Genomic DNA, 17,461 nt, shown 5'->3' with positions numbered 1-17,461 from the left:
TGTTTTGTTGAGAAAGCCCGCTGCACATCGGTGTGGCGGGTTTTCTTATGCCCAGATATTGACCTTGTCACTGTGTCAAGGCATTGAATGAGTGCCATGAACATAAGTGCCATGAACAACTTCGAACATTCAAATGCATCTATCCGTTTACAAGCAGCGTTGGCCGCAGGAACTGCTGAGGACACCACTGCGATCGATATTCTTTTGTACCGCAGTGGGGTAGAAGAAGACTTCTTTGTGCGCGACATGATCACGTGGGCGCTCACCCGCATGCCAGTTGATGACGTGTTTACCTCACTGGTCGCTGATTTGGATTCTGAGGTATCTGATCGACCATTCGGTGCAAGTCAAGCACTCCACACACTCTCCAAGTTAAGGGTCGCGCAGTCGTGGCAGGAATTGCAAGCACGGCCGTGGCTTTTGCACCGGGAGGACACGGCCCAAACTGCGTGGCGAACCTTTGTGGGACTGGTCCCAGATGACCAGACCGCATGGTTGGCGCACCAATTGCTCCAAGAATTGGATAAAGGAACGCCTGAAATTCAGCGGAGTTTAAGTCGGGCGATGGCGGAATTGGAGGGGAGGGAGGCGTCGATAAGCGTGCTTCTAGGTGCTTTAACGAGCGCGCACGCGGTGGCCACCGCCAAGCTCATTGCGGATCCGGACTCCGATTTCATGGCTGATCTGGAGGAAGCGCGGCGCGTGGATAATATGGGTGCATGCTGATCGGTGAGGTGTCCAAGCTCAGTGGGGTGAGTGCGCGCATGTTGCGGCACTACGAAAAGCTGGGTTTGGTCGAGCCGAAGCAGTCGACGGCGGGGTATCGGGAATACTCAGAAGGCGATGTGCGCAGGATCTTCCATATCGAAGGTTTGCGCAGCTTGGGTCTTAGTTTGAAGCAGGTTGGAGACGCGCTTGAGGATCCAGACTTTGATCCTCAGGCAGTCATTTCCGAGATGATTGCTGAGACTTCTGCGCGGATTTCTATGGAACGGGAGTTGCTTGCCAGGCTGAAAGCGGTGCGTCATGCGCAGGCCTCGGATTGGGAATCGGCGTTGGATGCGGTGCAGATTTTACGTCGCCTGCGATCGGGGGATCCGGCGCAACGTCAAGCCGTGGCCTTTGACTCTGTCTCTGGTAAAGAAGCAGTTGCGCTAGAAACCTTGGTGGAATCGGCGCTCGGTGAGTCGCATTTGAACGCGGAGGGGGCGCTGTCGTGGGCGGTTGTGCAGCGTGGTGAGGAAGCTGTTGCATTGGCGGCTCGTGGTTTGCGCTCAAAGGATGCGGCGGTGCGGCTGCGGGCTGTAAGGATTGTGGCGAGCGCGCGAACTTCTTTGGATGGAACGGAGCAGCTCCGGCCAATGATTCGCGATCCCGATGCTCTCGTGCGTGCTGAAACTGCGTTGGCGTTGGGAAAATCAGGCGATGAGAGTGCAGTTGAGCAGCTCGTGTCCATGGTTCTCACCGGTCTTCGGGACGTGGAGGCAGCCGAATTGCTTGCCGGATTTGGGGAGCCCGTGCAGTTAGATGTGTTCAAGAAATTTGCGCGGGCGCTAGATGATGAGGAAACAATGTCCCCGGCGCGTGGTCGGATTGCGCAAGCGCTGGCGGAGTTTAATCTTGCGCCTGTGGCGTTTTTGGTTAAGCAGCTAGTTGATGATGACAATCCGACGGTTGCTTTTACTGCGGCTGCGATTATCAAAGCCAAGGGGCTGAAGTAAGGTGTCGTGATGTGAATGATGCTGGCTTGAAGACGCGAAACCCGGTGCTTGCCCCCATTTTGATGGTGGTTAACGGCGTGTCCCTTTATGCCGGAGCAGCGTTGGCGGTGGGGCTGTTTGAGAGTTTCCCACCCGCGTTGGTTGCGTGGATGCGAGTAGCAGCGGCTGCGGTGATTTTGCTTGTGCTGTATCGGCCTGCAGTGCGAAATTTTATTGGGCAGACCGGGTTTTATGCGGCGGTGTATGGCGTTTCCACGCTTGCCATGAACATCACGTTCTATGAGGCGATCGCCCGCATTCCGATGGGTACCGCGGTGGCCATTGAGTTCTTGGGACCTATTGCAGTGGCCGCGTTGGGCAGTAAGACGCTGCGGGATTGGGCTGCGTTGGTTTTAGCTGGCATCGGAGTGATAATTATTAGCGGTGCGCAGTGGTCGGCCAACAGCGTGGGCGTCATGTTTGCACTGGCAGCAGCATTACTGTGGGCTGCGTACATCATCGCGGGAAACCGCATTGCAGGCGATGCCTCCTCCAGTAGAACCGGCATGGCGGTGGGATTCACGTGGGCCTCAGTGTTGTCTTTGCCGTTGGCGATCTGGTGGTGGCCGGGTCTGGGAGCAACGGAACTTACGTTAATCGAGGTCATCGGATTAGCACTTGGTTTGGGTGTGCTGTCGGCGGTGATTCCTTATGGCCTTGACCAGATTGTGCTCCGCATGGCCGGGCGATCCTACTTTGCGCTGCTCCTGGCTATTTTGCCGATCAGCGCCACGCTCATGGGAGCGCTTGCGCTGGGCCAAATGTTGTCGGTGGCTGAGCTTGTCGGCATTGTGCTGGTTGTCATCGCAGTTGCTTTGCGACGCCCCTCCTAGCGGTTTCCCACACCACCAGTCTTCTCAAACTAATCGTTGACCTGTTCGATTAACCTAATTTTCGGCTGGTCAACTACCATAAAAAGCATGCAACGCTGGGTGCTTCACATCGATATGGATGCCTTCTTCGCATCCTGCGAACAACTGACCCGGCCCACTTTAAGAGGCCGCCCCGTCTTGGTCGGTGGAGTCTCCGGTAGGGGAGTTGTCGCCGGAGCATCCTATGAAGCCAGAAAATTTGGCGCCCGCTCAGCGATGCCCATGCACCAAGCCAAAGCCCGAGTAGGTTTTGGGGCAGTGGTGGTGACACCCCGTCATATCGTTTACTCCGCAGCCTCGCGCCGGGTGTTCCAAATCGTGGAAAAACGCGCCGGAATTGTCGAACGCCTCAGCATCGATGAGGGCTTCATGGAACCAGAGGCTCTCGTTGGCGCCACCCCAGAAGAGGTGAAACAGTGGGCGGAAGAATTACGCGCGGAAATTAAAGAAGTTACTGGCTTACCCTCCTCGGTTGGTGCTGGCTCCGGTAAGCAGATCGCCAAAATTGGTTCAGGCGAAGCAAAGCCAGATGGTGTGTTTGTCGTGCCAGTAGACAAGCAACATGACTTGCTTGATCCACTTCCTGTGGGCGCACTTTGGGGAGTGGGTCCTGTGACAGGCTCCAAGCTTGCCTCAATGGGGGTGGAAACAATTGGTGATCTAGCAGCGCTAACCCAAAAAGAAGTAGAAATCAGCCTCGGTGCAACCATCGGAATATCACTGTGGAACCTTGCCCGAGGAATCGACGACCGCCCTGTGGAACCCCGCGCCGAAGCAAAACAGATCTCCCAAGAGCACACCTATGAAAAAGACCTCCTCACCAGGCAACAAGTAGATGCTGCCATCATTCGATCAGCCGAAGGCGCACACCGACGGCTCCTCAAAGACGGACGCGGTGCCAGAACTGTCAGCGTGAAACTGCGGATGGCCGACTTTCGTATTGAGTCTCGTTCCTACACCTTGTCCTATGCCACCGATGATTACGCAACTCTTGAGGCAACAGCATTCCGACTTGCCCGCTACCCCGGAGAAGTAGGCCCCATTCGCCTTGTCGGAGTAAGTTTTTCTGGTTTGGAAGAATCCCGCCAAGACATCCTCTTCCCGGAACTTGACCAACAAATCATCGTACCACCAGCACCCGACACCGATTATGAGGTAGGCGTGCAATCCTCTTCTAGTTCCGAAAGTACTCAAGTTGAAGCGCCGCAAGATGTCGCGTTGAGTATGTGGCGCGCAACGCAAGATGTCTACCACCCAGAATATGGCCACGGTTGGGTACAAGGTGCCGGTCACGGTGTTGTATCAGTACGTTTTGAAACCCGCAGCACCACAAAAGGGCGAACTAAAAGTTTTTCCATGGATGACCCGGACCTCACCCCGGCAGATCCTCTAGATAGTTTGGATTGGGCTGACTGGTTTGCTGAAAATGGTGAAACGGGGGATGACGAATAGGGTTTCATCGGGTTTCGGGGTGCTTTTGGGCGGTGGTTGCCCATGAATAGACGAAAAGGGAAAGAATGTTCTAATATTCACCACAAATTGCTACCGAAAGGCGGCAGTTTGTGGTGGATCCTTGTTATAGAACCTCGGCAAACATTCAGAAATCCCCGTTGGACCCTAAGGGGAGGTGGGTTGCAAAAATCCGTCCCCAGTCCGGCGTGAGAGGCCAATTCTGATCGAAAATTCGCGCTAATCCGAGGGGGAGATGCAAAAATTCGTTCGATTTAATGGTCTGGCCACAGGTTCGTGACGAGTTCTTGATTAGCGCATCCACAGGAATCACACCTGTCACCCTGGTAACAAAATGGAGCCCTTTCGGAATCACTTTTAAGCGCCTGAATGCACCCCATCCACACCAAAGGTCCATGTGAAAATCCGACCCCTTAAATCGCCTTCTAGAGCCAAAGGGGTCTTCACTACCCAACCTAATGCAACACCAACGGCGAAATTAGTAAAGCGTCACCGGATGTGCGCCCGTGGCAATGGCAATCGCGAGCAAAATACGTGCCTGACCAGCTCTGAAGTAGCGAGATCCCACAGCGCCCTTCGCAGCCAAAGTCGCACCTCCACCTGCACCGCCATACACTCCGGATACCTCACCACGAGGAACCCTAGTGCTCATCACCACGGGAATTCCAGCGTCAAGTGCTTTACCTAGGGCATCACCCATGCGGGAACCAACATTGCCTGATCCCATTGCTTCCACTACAAGTCCTTGAGCGCCGGCAGCGATGGCAGCTTCCACCATTGCGCCGGTGGCACCAGGGTATGCGGGGATGATTTCGACAGAGACATCCGCCAATTTAGCTACGGGCAGCGCATCGGGGCGCTCTGGTTCTTCAGGGCCGTTGGTTGCAAACGCCAGCTCATCAGAGGTGTGCCATTTAACGCAGCCGCGAGCAGGGATGACGGCGTGACCGAAGACAATGAGTGCACCAATTCCGCGAGCGGAGGGGTCGGATGCGATGAGGCAGGCTTCGAAAAGGTTGTTTGGGCCGTCGGCTTCGGGATGATCGAAGGGTTTTTGGGCGCCGGTGAAAATGACTGGGCGGGGATCATCAAGGAAGGTGTCTACGGCGATGGCGGACTCTTCCATGGAATCGGTGCCGTGGGTAACTACTACGCCAACAACATCCGGATCCTCCAACACCTTATGAACTGTGGCGATGATGGAATCGAGATCCTCAAACGTCATGGAGGAGGAATCAAGGCGGTTGATTTCGTGGATTTCGAAAGCGATCTGCGCTCCATTGAACCGTGGTGCGATTGGCGCAAGCAGGTCTGCACCGCTGACGGTGGGAAGCAGATGCCCATTTGCGTCGGAAGTACAGGCGATGGTTCCGCCCGTGGTGATTACCGCAACCTTTTGAGGAGCGGAAGTGTGTTCTTCATCATTGTTTAATGGTGTGGAGTGCTGCTTCGACATGCGCTCTAGCGTATCAACTAGCTGCAGTTGTTATGTGCACAGCAGGGGATTGACAGTCTTCTGGCTCAGTTTCGGTTGTTGGTCACAAATGAATCACGTGTACCCTTTGGTGGGAAAGTCATTGAAAACGTCGCACACCTAAGTCGCATGCAGAAGGCGCACGCCTAAATTGTGCAGATAACCTAAACTGGGTGCATTTAGTGTGGGGATGAGGCACGAGATCATCCATCGTCGGTTCCATAGAATGGGTAGCTGTCGAATGCTGATAGATATTTGGTGACCAGAGATTAGAGCAAAGGATCATTTTCATCGTGAAGCTTTTCAAGGCAACCGCAGTTACTTTTACTGTTGCAGCAGCATTGGCGCTCAGCGCGTGCTCCAGCAGTGATGATTCCTCTTCGGAGTCAAGCACCTCTTCTTCCACCTCTTCGGCTGCGTCTGATGCTGCGACTCAGTACCCAACTGCTGAGGAACTGAATGCAATTTTGGCTGTGGCAACCGACCCTGAGGCACCAATCGAGGAGAAGGTGAAGACTGTTCAGGGTTCTGAGAACGCTCCTGAGCTGTTTGAGACCATGACTCAGGCAAAGGTGGAGTCGGGTGCTGAGTTCCAGGTTGTTGGTTCTGTGCTTCCTGGCTATGACCCAACCTCTGAGGTTCTGACCACCGTCATGTTCCAGCTTCCGGACCGCGCTGAGCAGGAAGCTGAAGGCGTGGAGTTTGTGAACACTGATGGTAATTGGCAGCTGTCCCAGGATTGGGCTTGTATCTTGATCACCAACACTGTTGCTCCTGAGCAGGTTCCTGCAATGTGCGTTGGAACTGATGCTTCTTCCGCTGGTATTGAAGAGGCCCCAGCTGAAGAGGGTGCTGTTGTTGAGGAAGCCCCTGTTGAAGAGGTTCCTGTTCAGTAGGGTTTAACGGCTCAGGCTGATTTTCTTCCCCGTCCAACGTTTTCTGATCCACCTATCGTGGCTGGCCAGAATAACGCGACCGGGGAATTTTTCTATCGCCGACTCGAGTTCTTCGCTCAGCGCGAGGGAAAGGTGGTTGGTGGGCTCGTCGAGAAGCAGCAGGTCAGGTGGGCTGGCCAGGATGAGGCCGAGCGAGACGCGCCGGCGTTGGCCGAGCGATAGTGCCCGTAGCGGGCTGCTTTGCGACGTCTCCCTCAACAGTCCCATCTCCACGAGGTTAAGTCCGACCGGACCTTTCGATAGGGCAGCGAACAATTCGTCGACGGGGGTGTTCAACTGCTTTTCCGTCCACTGATCGTCCTGTTTTAGACGCGCAACTTTCAATCCTTCGGGTACTAGCAATTCACCTTCGGTTGGTTCAAGCACGCCTTCCAGAACGCTCAGCAGGGTGGATTTACCGACACCGTTGGGGCCTTCGACCAGGATGTGGTCGCCGGGATCGATGTGGAAAGTCAAGGGTTGAAGCCTGTTTTCCACAGCAATAGCCCGCACTTCTAGTGTTTCACCGTGACCGTTTCCGGAGGCTTCTGGGATGCCTTGGAATTCCAGTGGCTTTGGAGGTGCTGGGATTTCATAGCGTTCCAATTCCTTCAGGCGGTTTTTGGCGGAGCGGACGCGGTTGCCTTGAGTTTTAGCTGCCCGGTCTGCGTAAAATTTCGCGGTGATTTTAGCTTCCGATTTGGAAACCGAGCTGTGGAAAATATCCGATTCGGTGGTGCCGGTGGTTTCTTCGAGTTTTTCCCGCTCGGTTTCTTGTGCGGTGTACAACTGAGCCCAGCGGGTGCGGCGGGTCTCGCGTTCTTTGATGTATTCAGAAAATCCACCACCAAAAGACACGGCTTGTTTTACTTCTTCGCCGGATCCACCCTCAGGTCCAAGTGCAGGATCGAGGTCGATTAACTCGGTACAGGCGGAGTCGAGGAAGAAGCGATCGTGGCTGGCGATCAGCACTGGACCTTTGAAACGGGAAATCTCGGAGATGAGGAAATCCACGGCTGTGTCGTCGAGGTGGTTGGTGGGCTCATCGAAAATCAGAGCATCGTGTGGTTCCAACAGCAGCGCTGCCAATGCGAATCTGCGGCGCTGACCGCCGGAAAGCTCACCAATGGGAGTGCTGCGATCCACCTCGGCAAGGCCGAGACCCGCGACGATGGTTTCAATACGTGCATCTAATTCCCACAGTCCGAGTTCTTCTGCAGCGCCTAGCGCTGCATCGAAATCTGTGGCGACTTGCGCCTGCACCTCGGTGCTGAGGGAGGCGTCGCCAAGCTTGGTGGACAAATCTGTAATCGAGGCATCGACCGCGCGCACTGGGGCGACGGCGGCGTCGATAAGCGACTGCACGGGTTGTTCAAACGGTAAGTCTGTTTCTTGGGCGATGAATCCGGTGCGTTCGGGGAGGTAAATCCTGCCCTGGTCGGGTTCCATGACGCCAGCGATGAGGCTGAGCAGGGTGGATTTTCCTGCGCCGTTTTCACCAATCAGTCCGGCGATATCGCCATTGGCAACGGTGAGCGAAATATCGCTTAAAACGTGGGTGTTGGGGTAGGAAAAGCTGAGGCCATCAATGGCAATATAAGCGGCAAAAGTGCGCATAAAAAGGGTCCTTCAATGTCAAAACGCAAGGCCTGCCACAAGCGGTGGGGCCAGTTACGTAAAACTTAAAAAATTAGTTTGCTGGTTTTGACTATTGAAGATCCATGCAGACAAGTATGAACCACAGTTGGGGATTTTGGCAACCCCAATTGGTAAATTACTGGTCTCCGAAGCTCACCGAAGAGGTGGAATCCTGCACCACACGCACCTGCTCATTGGAACCGCCGTAAATCACGCGAGTGGTCCAAGAAACCTGTCCTGACGTAGGTAAAGGCTGAGTCAGATCGACTTCCAAGGTGCCCACGGAGGTGGTGTTGGAATTAAGGACAGTGAGCTGCCCGGTGGTCTCGTCCGATTCTTCATCGGTGATCTCCAACGCACCCATGCTGGGGCGCTGAGAGACTTCCACATCGAGGTTTACTTTGTCGCCGTCGATCCCTGTGATCGTGTAGGTCACGGTTTGTAGCAGCGTTGATTCGCCTGTCACACGGCTATCCACAGTCCACTTCGCGCCCACGCCAATATCGTCAGAGGGGAACACAATGGGAAGGGACGTAAACGTGAGTAAGTATTGCTCCATGAGCATGCGACCAGTTTCAGTGGAATCAACAGGGGCTGCGAAACTTAAGGTGGTGTGCTGTCCACTATCTGTTGCGCGGATTCCCAGAGTGAATCCCTCGGTGGAATTTACATCTTCAACTTGGGAAAGATCGGTGTAGGTAGGTTTACCGAAAAGTAGAGAGATATCGCGAGTCGCGCTCACCATTTCCTGATCGCTGAACTCCGCTTCCTCGGTGGTGGCTTTAACAGGAAGGTGGAATGTGGTGACATCGCCACCGGCTGGTGCCTGCTGATCCACACTGTCTGCATTCACCACCGATTGGGCAAAACCTTCAGCAATATTGATGGTCTGTTCCTGTGTGGCATCAGGGGCGATGTCTTTGTATTGCAAGCGCTGCAAATCGCCAGTGCCTGGATCCACAACCACCACACGTGGCGTATCCACCGCAAGACCCACCGCCTGCTCAACTTCAGGGGAGTCCGGCTCGGCTGAGGAACTACACGCGGCTAAAGCCAGCGCGGTTGTTAAAGCTAATGCGGACGCGACAACTTTCCGTGAAAGAACTCGCGGGCTGGAGTGGTGAGAGAATCGTTTTAGCACGCCTTTAAACCTATCGGCATCGGCGCCAAAAAGAACAAATGCAAAGTTTAGCTGTCAAAAGCAATCGGAATGGCCGAATTTTTGCTGCAACTGTGTAAAAACCAGCGCTGAATTAAAGATCACCTTTCACCCTTAATTGAGCCTGGGTGGAAGTTTCTACCGCTCATGGGGAAAGATGGTCAACGTGACCTCAAAGGATGCAGGGGCAAACGTGACCCCCATGAGTAAGAAAGAAAAGAGGACAACCGTTAAACAGGTGGTTGCCTTGATGGCCGCCATCGTTGTGGTGATTGCGTCCCTAGACCAAATAGTCAAGCAGATTATGCTTAGTTGGTTGGAACCTGGCGTTCCCGTTCCCATCATTGGGGATTGGTTCCGCTTCTACCTCCTGTTTAACCCCGGAGCCGCATTTTCGATGGGTGGGGAAAACAGCACCTGGATCTTTACAACCATTCAGTTGAGCTTCGTCATCGGTATCGCAATTTATGCCCCACGCATCAAACACAAGTGGATCGCGGCAGGACTTGCCCTTGTTGCCGGTGGAGCCTTGGGAAACGTGTTGGACCGGTTGTTCAGAGATCCTTCCTTCTTCTTCGGACATGTTGTTGATTACATCTCCGTAGGAAACTTTGCAGTATTTAATATCGCCGATGCCTCGATTTCTTGCGGCGTCGTGGTGTTCCTGATCGGAATGTTCCTTGAGGACCGTGAAAACGCCCAGCATGCCAAAGCAACTGACGAGAAGGATGAGGCCTGATGAACAACCGACAAAGCAGAACCCTTCCCGTACCAGAAGGACTGGCAGGCATGCGTGTGGACGCAGCACTGTCCAAGTTGCTGGGAATTTCACGCACCGTAGCTGCAGAACTCGCCACCGCCGGCGATGTCAGCGTTGATGGGGCAGTGGTAGGTAAAAGCGAGCGGCTCGTTGCCGATTCCATGCTGGATGTCTTGCTGCCTGAACCAGCAGCTCCGTTGATGCCCAAGGAAGAAATCGTTCCCGGCCTGGATATTTTGTACTCTGATGACGATGTCATCGCAGTCAACAAACCCGTCGGCGTGGCGGCACATCCCACTGTGGGTTGGGAAGGCCCAACTGTGGTGGGCGGACTTGCAGCTGCAGGTTTCCGCATTTCCACCTCCGGCCCACCAGAGCGCAAGGGTATTGTGCAGCGCCTTGACGTTGGCACGTCTGGCGTGATGGTGGTTGCTGCCTCTGAACGTGGATACACAGTACTCAAGCGCGCTTTCCGGGACCGCACCGTGGACAAGACCTACCACGCGTTGGTGCAAGGCCACCCTGATCCGCTGACCGGAACCATCGAAGCACCGATCGGCCGCCACCCCTCAGCAGGTTGGCGTTTCGCAGTAACAACTGAAGGCAAACACGCCGTCACACACTACGAAACCCTGGAGGCCTTCCAAGAGGCAACCCTGCTGAAAATCCACCTGGAAACTGGCCGCACCCACCAGATCCGCGTGCATTTCTCCGCGCTGCACCACCCATGCTGTGGCGACCCCATGTACGGCTCTGATCCTGCGTTGTCCGAGCGCCTTGGCCTTAACCGTCAGTGGCTGCACGCCGTCTCGCTTGGATTCAACCACCCAGCAGATGGCCGATGGATGGAAATCGTCTCCCCATATCCAACTGATCTCCAACACGCTTTAGACGTTCTCCGCGAGCAATAATGGATGGTGTCGATAAAGGGCGACGCATCGTCGCCCTCCTAGCAATTCTCGCATTGGTTGTCGTGGTTGCGATCTTGAGTTTCAGCGACCGCACCGCGAAACCCATGCAGCTCAACGGTGACATGCTCGGCCAAGACAACACGGAAACTTCCGTCGAGTACCGTCAGCGGGCATCGGAATCATTGGAAAATGCCGTGGTCGGCGAAGAAGCCTATTCACTGGTGACGTTCACACAGCCACTTTCACCTGCTGAGGCAGGCGAGCTTCTCGATGGAATCGGCCGCGTCAGCGCCATGGTGATGCTTTCTGCACCCGCCATGGACCTGCCAGAACCCATCGCCGGCGAAACCCGCGAAGATGTCTTCAACCGCCAAATTGCGCTTGTCGACGCCCAGTTATCCGGAATCGGCAACGTCCGCGCGCCGGGCGAGCTCAACGGGGTAGTGGTGTGGGATATTCCCGAAAACGTGCGACCACTAGCTGAAAGCCCACTGGTCTACAGCATTGAAACCCTGCCACCTGATACAGCGTGGGGTAGTTTTGGAGTGCGACCAGTAGACGTGGAATAACCGGATTTTAAGGTGTTGGTTCTGTGATTATTGGTGCAGATTTTCCGGGGCGTTTTTGACGCACAATATCGGTGAGATAGATCGCCACCGCAACCCAAATAATGACAAAACCAACCCAACGCCCTGGTTCTACAACCTCATTGACCACAAACAATGCCCACAGCATCTGCATCGTTGGGGTGAGGTACTGCAGCATACCGACCGTGGAAAGCGGAATTGCCTTGGCAGCCAGAGCGAACATCAACAACGGGACAGTCGTGACTAAACCAGAGCTGATCAATAGCGCGATGTGCCCGCCACCGTTGCTAAAGAAGGTGCCTTGGCCTGAGGTTTCAAGCCAGATCAAGTAGACAATGGCGATGGGTAGCAGCACCAGAGTTTCGGCGGTGAGTGAACCAATCGCAGACATGTTTACCTGCTTCTTCAATGCTCCATAAACACCAAAGGTAAACGCCAGCGTTAGAGCCAGATAGGGAGGCTGACCGCTCAAGAACGTCAGTACCAAAACACCAGCAAGTGCAATAATTACTGCACTCATCTGGAGTTTTCGTAGCTGTTCCTTAAAGAACACGATGCCAAACACCACGCTGACCAGCGGATTAATAAAGTATCCCAGAGCAGCTTCCGTGACGTGGCCAGAGTTGACAGCAATGACATAGATCAGCCAGTTGCCGGCAATAAACAACGATGCCAGCACGATGCGCAACCAGGTCCCGCGGTCAGCATTTTTCAGCTCTTTCCAGCCCTTAGTGACACTGATAATGACCATCATCAATACGGCGGTCCAGAGGATTCGATGCGCCAGAATCTCAATTGGTCCTGCTGGAAGAAGCAGTGGGAAAAATGCGGGGAACATGCCCCATCCCAAGTAAGCAATTACGCCGTAGATCATAAAAGGTCACCTTATACCCAGGCGTAGAAAACGGTGTTCACATGCCCAATTTAAGGGGAGTTTCACCCGTGTAAGGAGATGGCTAGACTGTCCCACATGGCCAAGCAATCCTCATTTGTACATCTTCACAACCACACCGAGTTTTCCATGCTTGATGGAATGGCTAAGATCGACATGTTGGCCGATGAGGTTAAAGCCCAGGGAATGCCTGCAGTCGGAATCACCGACCACGGCAATATGTATGGCTCCAACCCCTTTTATCGCAAGATGACAGAGATGGGCATTAAGCCCATCATTGGCATTGAAACGTATATGGCACCTGAGTCTCGTTTTAAGAAAGAGCGTGTGCGTTGGGGCGAACCACACCAAAAATCAGATGATGTTTCTGGTTCCGGTGCGTATTTGCACCAGACGATGCTTGCAGAAAACACCACAGGTTTAAGAAACCTCTTTTATCTATCTTCGATGGCATCGTACGAAGGCCAGCTAGGCAAGTGGCCCCGCATGGACGCCGATATCATCGCTGAGCACGCCGAAGGCATCATCGCCACCACGGGTTGCCCTTCCGGCGATGTGCAAACACGCCTGCGCTTGGGCCAGTTCGACGAAGCCCTTGAAGCAGCCGCCATGTGGCAGGACATCTATGGTCGCGACAACTACTTCCTCGAGTTGATGGACCACGGGCTCGACATTGAAACCCGTGTGCGCAGCGAGCTGCTCGAAATCGGACGCAAGCTCAATTTGCCACCCCTGGTCACCAACGACTGCCACTATGTGCTGGAATCTCAGGCGCAAGCCCACGAGGCAATGCTCTGCGTGCAAACAGGCAAAACACTTCATGACGAGGACCGATTTAAATTCGGCGGAACCGGCTATTACGTCAAATCCGCAGAACAAATGCGTGCACTCTGGGACGACATGGTTCCAGATGGCTGCGACAACACCCTGTGGATCGCTGAACGTGTGCAGTCCTATGACGAAATCTGGGAAGAACACTCACACGACCGCATGCCTATCGCTGATGTTCCAGAAGGTCACACACCAACGTCCTGGTTGCACCATGAAGTGATGGCTGGCTTGGAAGATCGTTTCTCCGGACAGCAAATCCCTGAGGACTACATTGAGCGCGCTGAGTATGAGATCTCTGTTATTGATATGAAGGGCTATCCGTCCTACTTCCTCATCGTTGCTGAGCTGATCAAACATGCCCGTTCCATTGGTATTCGAGTTGGACCTGGCCGTGGTTCAGCTGCAGGTGCATTGGTTGCCTACGCGTTGACCATCACCAACATTGACCCCATGGAACACGGATTGCTGTTCGAGAGATTCCTCAACCCAGAACGACCATCCGCACCCGATATCGATATTGACTTCGATGATCGCCGCCGCGGTGAAATGATCCGTTACGCAGCTGACCGTTGGGGCGAGGACAAGATTGCTCAGGTGATCACCTTCGGTACGGTGAAAACAAAGCAGGCACTGAAAGACTCCGCCCGTGTGCAAATGGGGCAGCCAGGCTATCAAATCGCTGACCGCGTGATCAAGGAGCTTCCACCTGCCATTATGGCGAAGGATATTCCGTTGTCCGGTATCACCGATCCGGATCACCCTCGTTTTAATGAAGCAGGTGCGGTGCGCCAGCTGATCGAAACCGACCCTGATGTGAAGCGCATTTACGACACCGCTCGTGGTTTGGAAGGCGTGGTGCGCCAATCTGGCGTGCACGCGTGTGCCGTGATTATGTCTTCTGTACCGCTGCTGGACTGCATTCCGATGTGGAAGCGGCCAGCCGACGGCGCACTGATTACAGGCTGGGATTACCCAGCATGTGAGGCCATTGGCCTGTTGAAGATGGACTTCCTGGGTCTTCGAAACCTTACCGTTATTGGCGATGCGATTGAAAACATTAAGGCCAACCGCGATGGGGAAGTGCTTGATCTAGAAAACCTAGCGATCGAGGATGAAGAAACCTACAAGCTGCTAGGCCGTGGAGAAACCCTTGGTGTGTTCCAGCTTGATGGTGGTGGCATGCAGGAGCTGCTGAAGCGTATGCAGCCAACCGGCTTCAATGACATCGTCGCAGCGCTTGCGCTGTATCGCCCAGGCCCCATGGGTGTGAACGCGCACTGGGATTACGCCGACCGTAAAAACGGACGCAAGCCCATTACTCCAATTCACCCAGAGTTGGAGGAAGCTCTGGAAGAAATCCTTGGTGAAACCTATGGTCTGATTGTGTACCAGGAGCAGATCATGAGGATCTCCCAGAAGGTCGCAAACTACACCGCTGGTCAAGCAGATGGTTTCCGTAAAGCCATGGGTAAGAAGAAGCCCGAGGTCCTGGAAAAGGAGTTCGCAAACTTCGAAGGTGGAATGAAGACGAACGGCTATTCAGATGCCGCGATTAAGACTTTGTGGGATACCATTCTGCCGTTCGCCGGCTACGCGTTCAACAAGTCTCACGCCGCAGGTTATGGACTTGTATCCTTCTGGACTGCCTATTTGAAGGCGCACTACGCGCCGGAATACATGGCAGCACTGCTGACTTCTGTGGGTGATAACAAGGACAAATCGGCGATCTACCTTTCTGATTGCCGACACCTTGGAATTCGAGTGCTTTCGCCGGATATTAACGAGTCCTCATTGAACTTCCTTCCTGTTGGCACCGATATTCGCTATGGACTGGGAGCCATTAGAAACGTGGGTGCTGAAGTTGTGGATTCCATTTTGGATACCCGCAAGGAAAAGGGCCTATTTAAGGACTTCTCAGACTACTTGGACAAGATCGATACCCTGCCGTGTAACAAGCGCATCACCGAGTCTTTGATCAAGGGTGGCGCTTTTGACTCCCTTGGACACGCACGAAAAGGCCTCATGCTGGTCTTCGAAGATGCCGTTGATTCCGTCATCGCTACCAAAAAAGCTGCTGACAAGGGACAATTTGATCTCTTTGCAGCTTTCGACTCGGATAACAACGACGATGTGGCAAGTTTCTTCCAGATCACCGTTCCTGATGACGAATGGGACCGTAAGCATGAGCTCGCACTCGAGCGAGAAATGCTGGGTCTGTATGTTTCTGGACACCCACTCGATGGCTATGAAGATGCCATTGCTGCCCAGGTTGATACAGCACTGACCACCATTGTTGCCGGTGAACTCAAGCACGGCGCAGAAGTGACCGTGGGTGGCATTATCTCTGGTGTGGATCGACGGTTCTCCAAGAAGGACGGTTCCCCTTGGGCGATTGTCACCATTGAAGATCACAACGGCGCGTCCGTTGAATTGTTGGTCTTCAACAAGGTGTATTCCATCGTTGGATCCATGATTGTGGAAGACAACATCATCTTGGCCAAGGCACACATCTCCATTCGAGATGATCGTATGAGCCTTTTCTGCGATGATCTCCGCGTTCCAGAGCTTGGGCCAGGAAACGGGCAAGGACTTCCGCTTCGTTTGTCCATGCGTACTGATCAGTGCACCATGTCCAACATTGCCAAGCTCAAGCAAGTGCTGGTGGACAACAAGGGTGAATCTGATGTGTACCTCAATTTGATCGATGGGGATAACTCCACGGTCATGATTTTGGGTGATCACTTAAGAGTCAACCGATCCGCAAGTTTGATGGGTGACCTCAAGGCAACGATGGGGCCAGGCATCCTCGGTTAATCACATCACGCTGGGATTACCCCGTGTAGGGGTGAAAACCCGAATGATGAATAAAATTCCGGGTGCAGTGACCGTAGGTGAGGTAAACGCGGTTAGAGTCGAATGAGAGTTTGATACTTTCTTTCGACTTTTAGATTGGATTTTCAATGAGCCAGAACCGCATCAGGACCACTCACGTTGGTTCCTTGCCCCGTACCCCAGAGCTACTTGATGCAAACATCAAGCGTTCTAACGGTGAGATTGGGGAGGAGGAATTCTTCCAGATTCTGCAGTCTTCTGTAGATGACGTGATCAAGCGCCAGGTTGACCTGGGTATCGACATCCTTAACGAGGGCGAATACGGCCACGTCACCTCCGGTGCAGTTGACTTCGGTGCATGGTGGAACTACTCCTTCACCCGCCTGGGCGGACTGACCATGACCGATACCGACCGTTGGGCAAGCCAGGAAGCAGTGCGTTCCACCCCTGGCAACATCAAGCTGACCAGCTTCTCTGATCGTCGCGACCGCGCATTGTTCAGCGAAGCATACGAGGATCCAGTATCTGGCATCTTCACCGGCCGCGCTTCTGTGGGCAACCCAGAGTTCACCGGACCTATTACCTACATTGGCCAGGAAGAAACTCAGACGGATGTTGATCTGCTGAAGAAGGGCATGAACGCAGCGGGAGCTACCGACGGCTTCGTTGCAGCACTATCCCCAGGATCTGCAGCTCGATTGACCAACAAGTTCTACGACACTGATGAAGAAGTCGTCGCAGCATGTGCCGATGCGCTTTCCCAGGAATACAAGATCATCACCGATGCAGGTCTGACCGTTCAGCTCGACGCACCGGACTTGACAGAAGCATGGGATCAGATCAACCCAGAGCCAAGCGTGAAGGATTACTTGGACTGGATCGGTACACGCATCGATGCCATCAACAGTGCAGTGAAGGGCCTTCCAAAGGAACAGACCCGCCTGCACATCTGCTGGGGCTCTTGGCACGGACCACACGTCACTGACATCCCATTCGGTGACATCATTGGTGAGATCCTGCGCGCAGAGGTCGGTGGCTTCTCCTTCGAAGGCGCATCTCCTCGTCACGCACACGAGTGGCGTGTATGGGAAGAAAACAAGCTTCCTGAAGGATCTGTTATCTACCCTGGTGTTGTGTCTCACTCCATCAACGCTGTGGAGCACCCACGCCTGGTTGCTGATCGTATCGTTCAGTTCGCCAAGCTTGTTGGCCCTGAGAACGTCATTGCGTCCACTGACTGTGGTCTGGGCGGACGTCTGCATTCCCAGATCGCATGGGCAAAGCTGGAGTCCCTAGTAGAGGGCGCTCGCATTGCATCAAAGGAACTGTTCTAAGCTAGA

General features: G+C 54.0%; 14 protein-coding genes. 10 read left to right on the top strand and 4 right to left on the bottom strand.

Translation table 11 applies throughout. The annotated features are described in order from the left end of the window. Positions 1–111: 111 nt before the first annotated feature. The 4 genes from KW808_RS10685 (at position 112) to KW808_RS10670 (ending at position 4,084) form a co-directional block, all read left to right on the top strand. Complete coding sequence (locus KW808_RS10685; RefSeq protein ID WP_003860390.1) at positions 112–726, top strand: hypothetical protein; 615 nt, start codon at positions 112–114, stop codon at positions 724–726. Beyond that, on the top strand, positions 720–1,721 hold the full coding sequence (locus KW808_RS10680; RefSeq protein ID WP_003860392.1) for a MerR family transcriptional regulator: 1,002 nt from the start codon (positions 720–722) through the stop codon (positions 1,719–1,721). Before KW808_RS10685 ends, KW808_RS10680 begins: the two co-directional genes overlap by 7 nt. Positions 1,722–1,732: 11 nt before the next feature. Further along, positions 1,733–2,593 carry an EamA family transporter gene (locus KW808_RS10675; protein ID WP_003860394.1) on the top strand — a complete coding sequence of 287 codons (861 nt, stop codon included), beginning with the start codon at positions 1,733–1,735 and terminating at the stop codon, positions 2,591–2,593. An 87-nt stretch (positions 2,594–2,680) separates the two neighbouring features. After that, a complete protein-coding gene (locus KW808_RS10670) occupies positions 2,681–4,084 on the top strand; it encodes a DNA polymerase IV (RefSeq protein WP_011897551.1) in 1,404 nt (467 codons plus the stop codon). 496 nt (positions 4,085–4,580) lie between these two features. On the opposite strand, the gene KW808_RS10665 is transcribed toward KW808_RS10670, so the two are convergent. Further along, a complete protein-coding gene (locus tag KW808_RS10665) occupies positions 4,581–5,558 on the bottom strand; it encodes an asparaginase (protein ID WP_003860401.1) in 978 nt (325 codons plus the stop codon). Positions 5,559–5,869: 311 nt separating this feature from the next. Between KW808_RS10665 and KW808_RS10660 the strand changes: the two genes are divergently transcribed. Continuing rightward, on the top strand, positions 5,870–6,472 hold the full coding sequence (locus tag KW808_RS10660; protein WP_003860404.1) for a WKL family lipoprotein: 603 nt from the start codon (positions 5,870–5,872) through the stop codon (positions 6,470–6,472). Positions 6,473–6,475: 3 nt separating this feature from the next. Here the strand turns inward: KW808_RS10660 and KW808_RS10655 are convergent, their stop codons facing one another. Together KW808_RS10655 and KW808_RS10650 are read right to left on the bottom strand one after the other, a co-directional pair. Further along, entirely contained in the window at positions 6,476–8,128 is a 1,653-nt protein-coding gene (locus KW808_RS10655; protein WP_003860406.1) for an ABC-F family ATP-binding cassette domain-containing protein, read from the bottom strand. 157 nt (positions 8,129–8,285) lie between these two features. Continuing rightward, a complete protein-coding gene (locus KW808_RS10650) occupies positions 8,286–9,146 on the bottom strand; it encodes a hypothetical protein (protein WP_003860407.1) in 861 nt (286 codons plus the stop codon). A 319-nt stretch (positions 9,147–9,465) separates the two neighbouring features. On the opposite strand from KW808_RS10650, the gene lspA reads away from it, so the two are divergent. From lspA to KW808_RS10635, 3 genes are read left to right on the top strand one after another with little or no spacing between them, the layout of a single operon-like run. After that, positions 9,466–10,047 (top strand): signal peptidase II, encoded by a 582-nt coding sequence (gene lspA / locus KW808_RS10645; RefSeq protein WP_003860409.1) that lies wholly within the window; start codon positions 9,466–9,468, stop codon positions 10,045–10,047. Then, positions 10,047–10,979, top strand: coding sequence for an RluA family pseudouridine synthase (locus KW808_RS10640; protein WP_003856488.1), 933 nt, complete (start codon positions 10,047–10,049; stop codon positions 10,977–10,979). Before lspA ends, KW808_RS10640 begins: the two co-directional genes overlap by 1 nt. Next, complete coding sequence (locus KW808_RS10635) at positions 10,979–11,548, top strand: hypothetical protein (RefSeq protein WP_003860410.1); 570 nt, start codon at positions 10,979–10,981, stop codon at positions 11,546–11,548. Before KW808_RS10640 ends, KW808_RS10635 begins: the two co-directional genes overlap by 1 nt. 7 nt (positions 11,549–11,555) lie before the next feature. Here KW808_RS10635 and rarD read toward each other — a convergent pair whose 3' ends face one another. Next, positions 11,556–12,440 (bottom strand): EamA family transporter RarD, encoded by an 885-nt coding sequence (gene rarD, locus KW808_RS10630; RefSeq protein ID WP_003860411.1) that lies wholly within the window; start codon positions 12,438–12,440, stop codon positions 11,556–11,558. A gap of 96 nt (positions 12,441–12,536) precedes the next feature. Here rarD and dnaE point away from each other — a divergent pair, with 96 nt between their 5' ends. After that, a complete protein-coding gene (dnaE, locus tag KW808_RS10625; protein WP_003860412.1) occupies positions 12,537–16,103 on the top strand; it encodes a DNA polymerase III subunit alpha in 3,567 nt (1,188 codons plus the stop codon). 146 nt (positions 16,104–16,249) lie between these two features. Then, entirely contained in the window at positions 16,250–17,455 is a 1,206-nt protein-coding gene (locus KW808_RS10620; RefSeq protein WP_499652061.1) for a cobalamin-independent methionine synthase II family protein, read from the top strand. The last annotated feature ends 6 nt before the right edge of the window (positions 17,456–17,461 follow it).

The organism is [Brevibacterium] flavum, assembly GCF_019317305.1.
Lineage (GTDB): Bacteria > Actinomycetota > Actinomycetes > Mycobacteriales > Mycobacteriaceae > Corynebacterium > Corynebacterium glutamicum.
The sequence above is the reverse complement of the archived record's forward strand: the minus strand, read 5'-3'. Positions and strand labels throughout refer to the sequence as shown.

Bases quoted from the DNA above. Each gene is read 5' to 3' on its own strand.
- KW808_RS10685 (WP_003860390.1), top strand. From the start codon at position 112: ATGAACAACTTCGAACATTCAAATGCATCTATCCGTTTACAAGCAGCG.
- KW808_RS10680 (WP_003860392.1), top strand. From the start codon at position 720: ATGCTGATCGGTGAGGTGTCCAAGCTCAGTGGGGTGAGTGCGCGCATG.
- KW808_RS10670 (WP_011897551.1), top strand. From the start codon at position 2,681: ATGCAACGCTGGGTGCTTCACATCGATATGGATGCCTTCTTCGCATCC.
- KW808_RS10665 (WP_003860401.1), bottom strand. From the start codon at position 5,558: ATGTCGAAGCAGCACTCCACACCATTAAACAATGATGAAGAACACACT.
- KW808_RS10655 (WP_003860406.1), bottom strand. From the start codon at position 8,128: ATGCGCACTTTTGCCGCTTATATTGCCATTGATGGCCTCAGCTTTTCC.
- lspA (WP_003860409.1), top strand. From the start codon at position 9,466: ATGGTCAACGTGACCTCAAAGGATGCAGGGGCAAACGTGACCCCCATG.
- KW808_RS10640 (WP_003856488.1), top strand. From the start codon at position 10,047: ATGAACAACCGACAAAGCAGAACCCTTCCCGTACCAGAAGGACTGGCA.
- KW808_RS10635 (WP_003860410.1), top strand. From the start codon at position 10,979: ATGGATGGTGTCGATAAAGGGCGACGCATCGTCGCCCTCCTAGCAATT.
- rarD (WP_003860411.1), bottom strand. From the start codon at position 12,440: ATGATCTACGGCGTAATTGCTTACTTGGGATGGGGCATGTTCCCCGCA.
- dnaE (WP_003860412.1), top strand. From the start codon at position 12,537: ATGGCCAAGCAATCCTCATTTGTACATCTTCACAACCACACCGAGTTT.
- KW808_RS10620 (WP_499652061.1), top strand. From the start codon at position 16,250: ATGAGCCAGAACCGCATCAGGACCACTCACGTTGGTTCCTTGCCCCGT.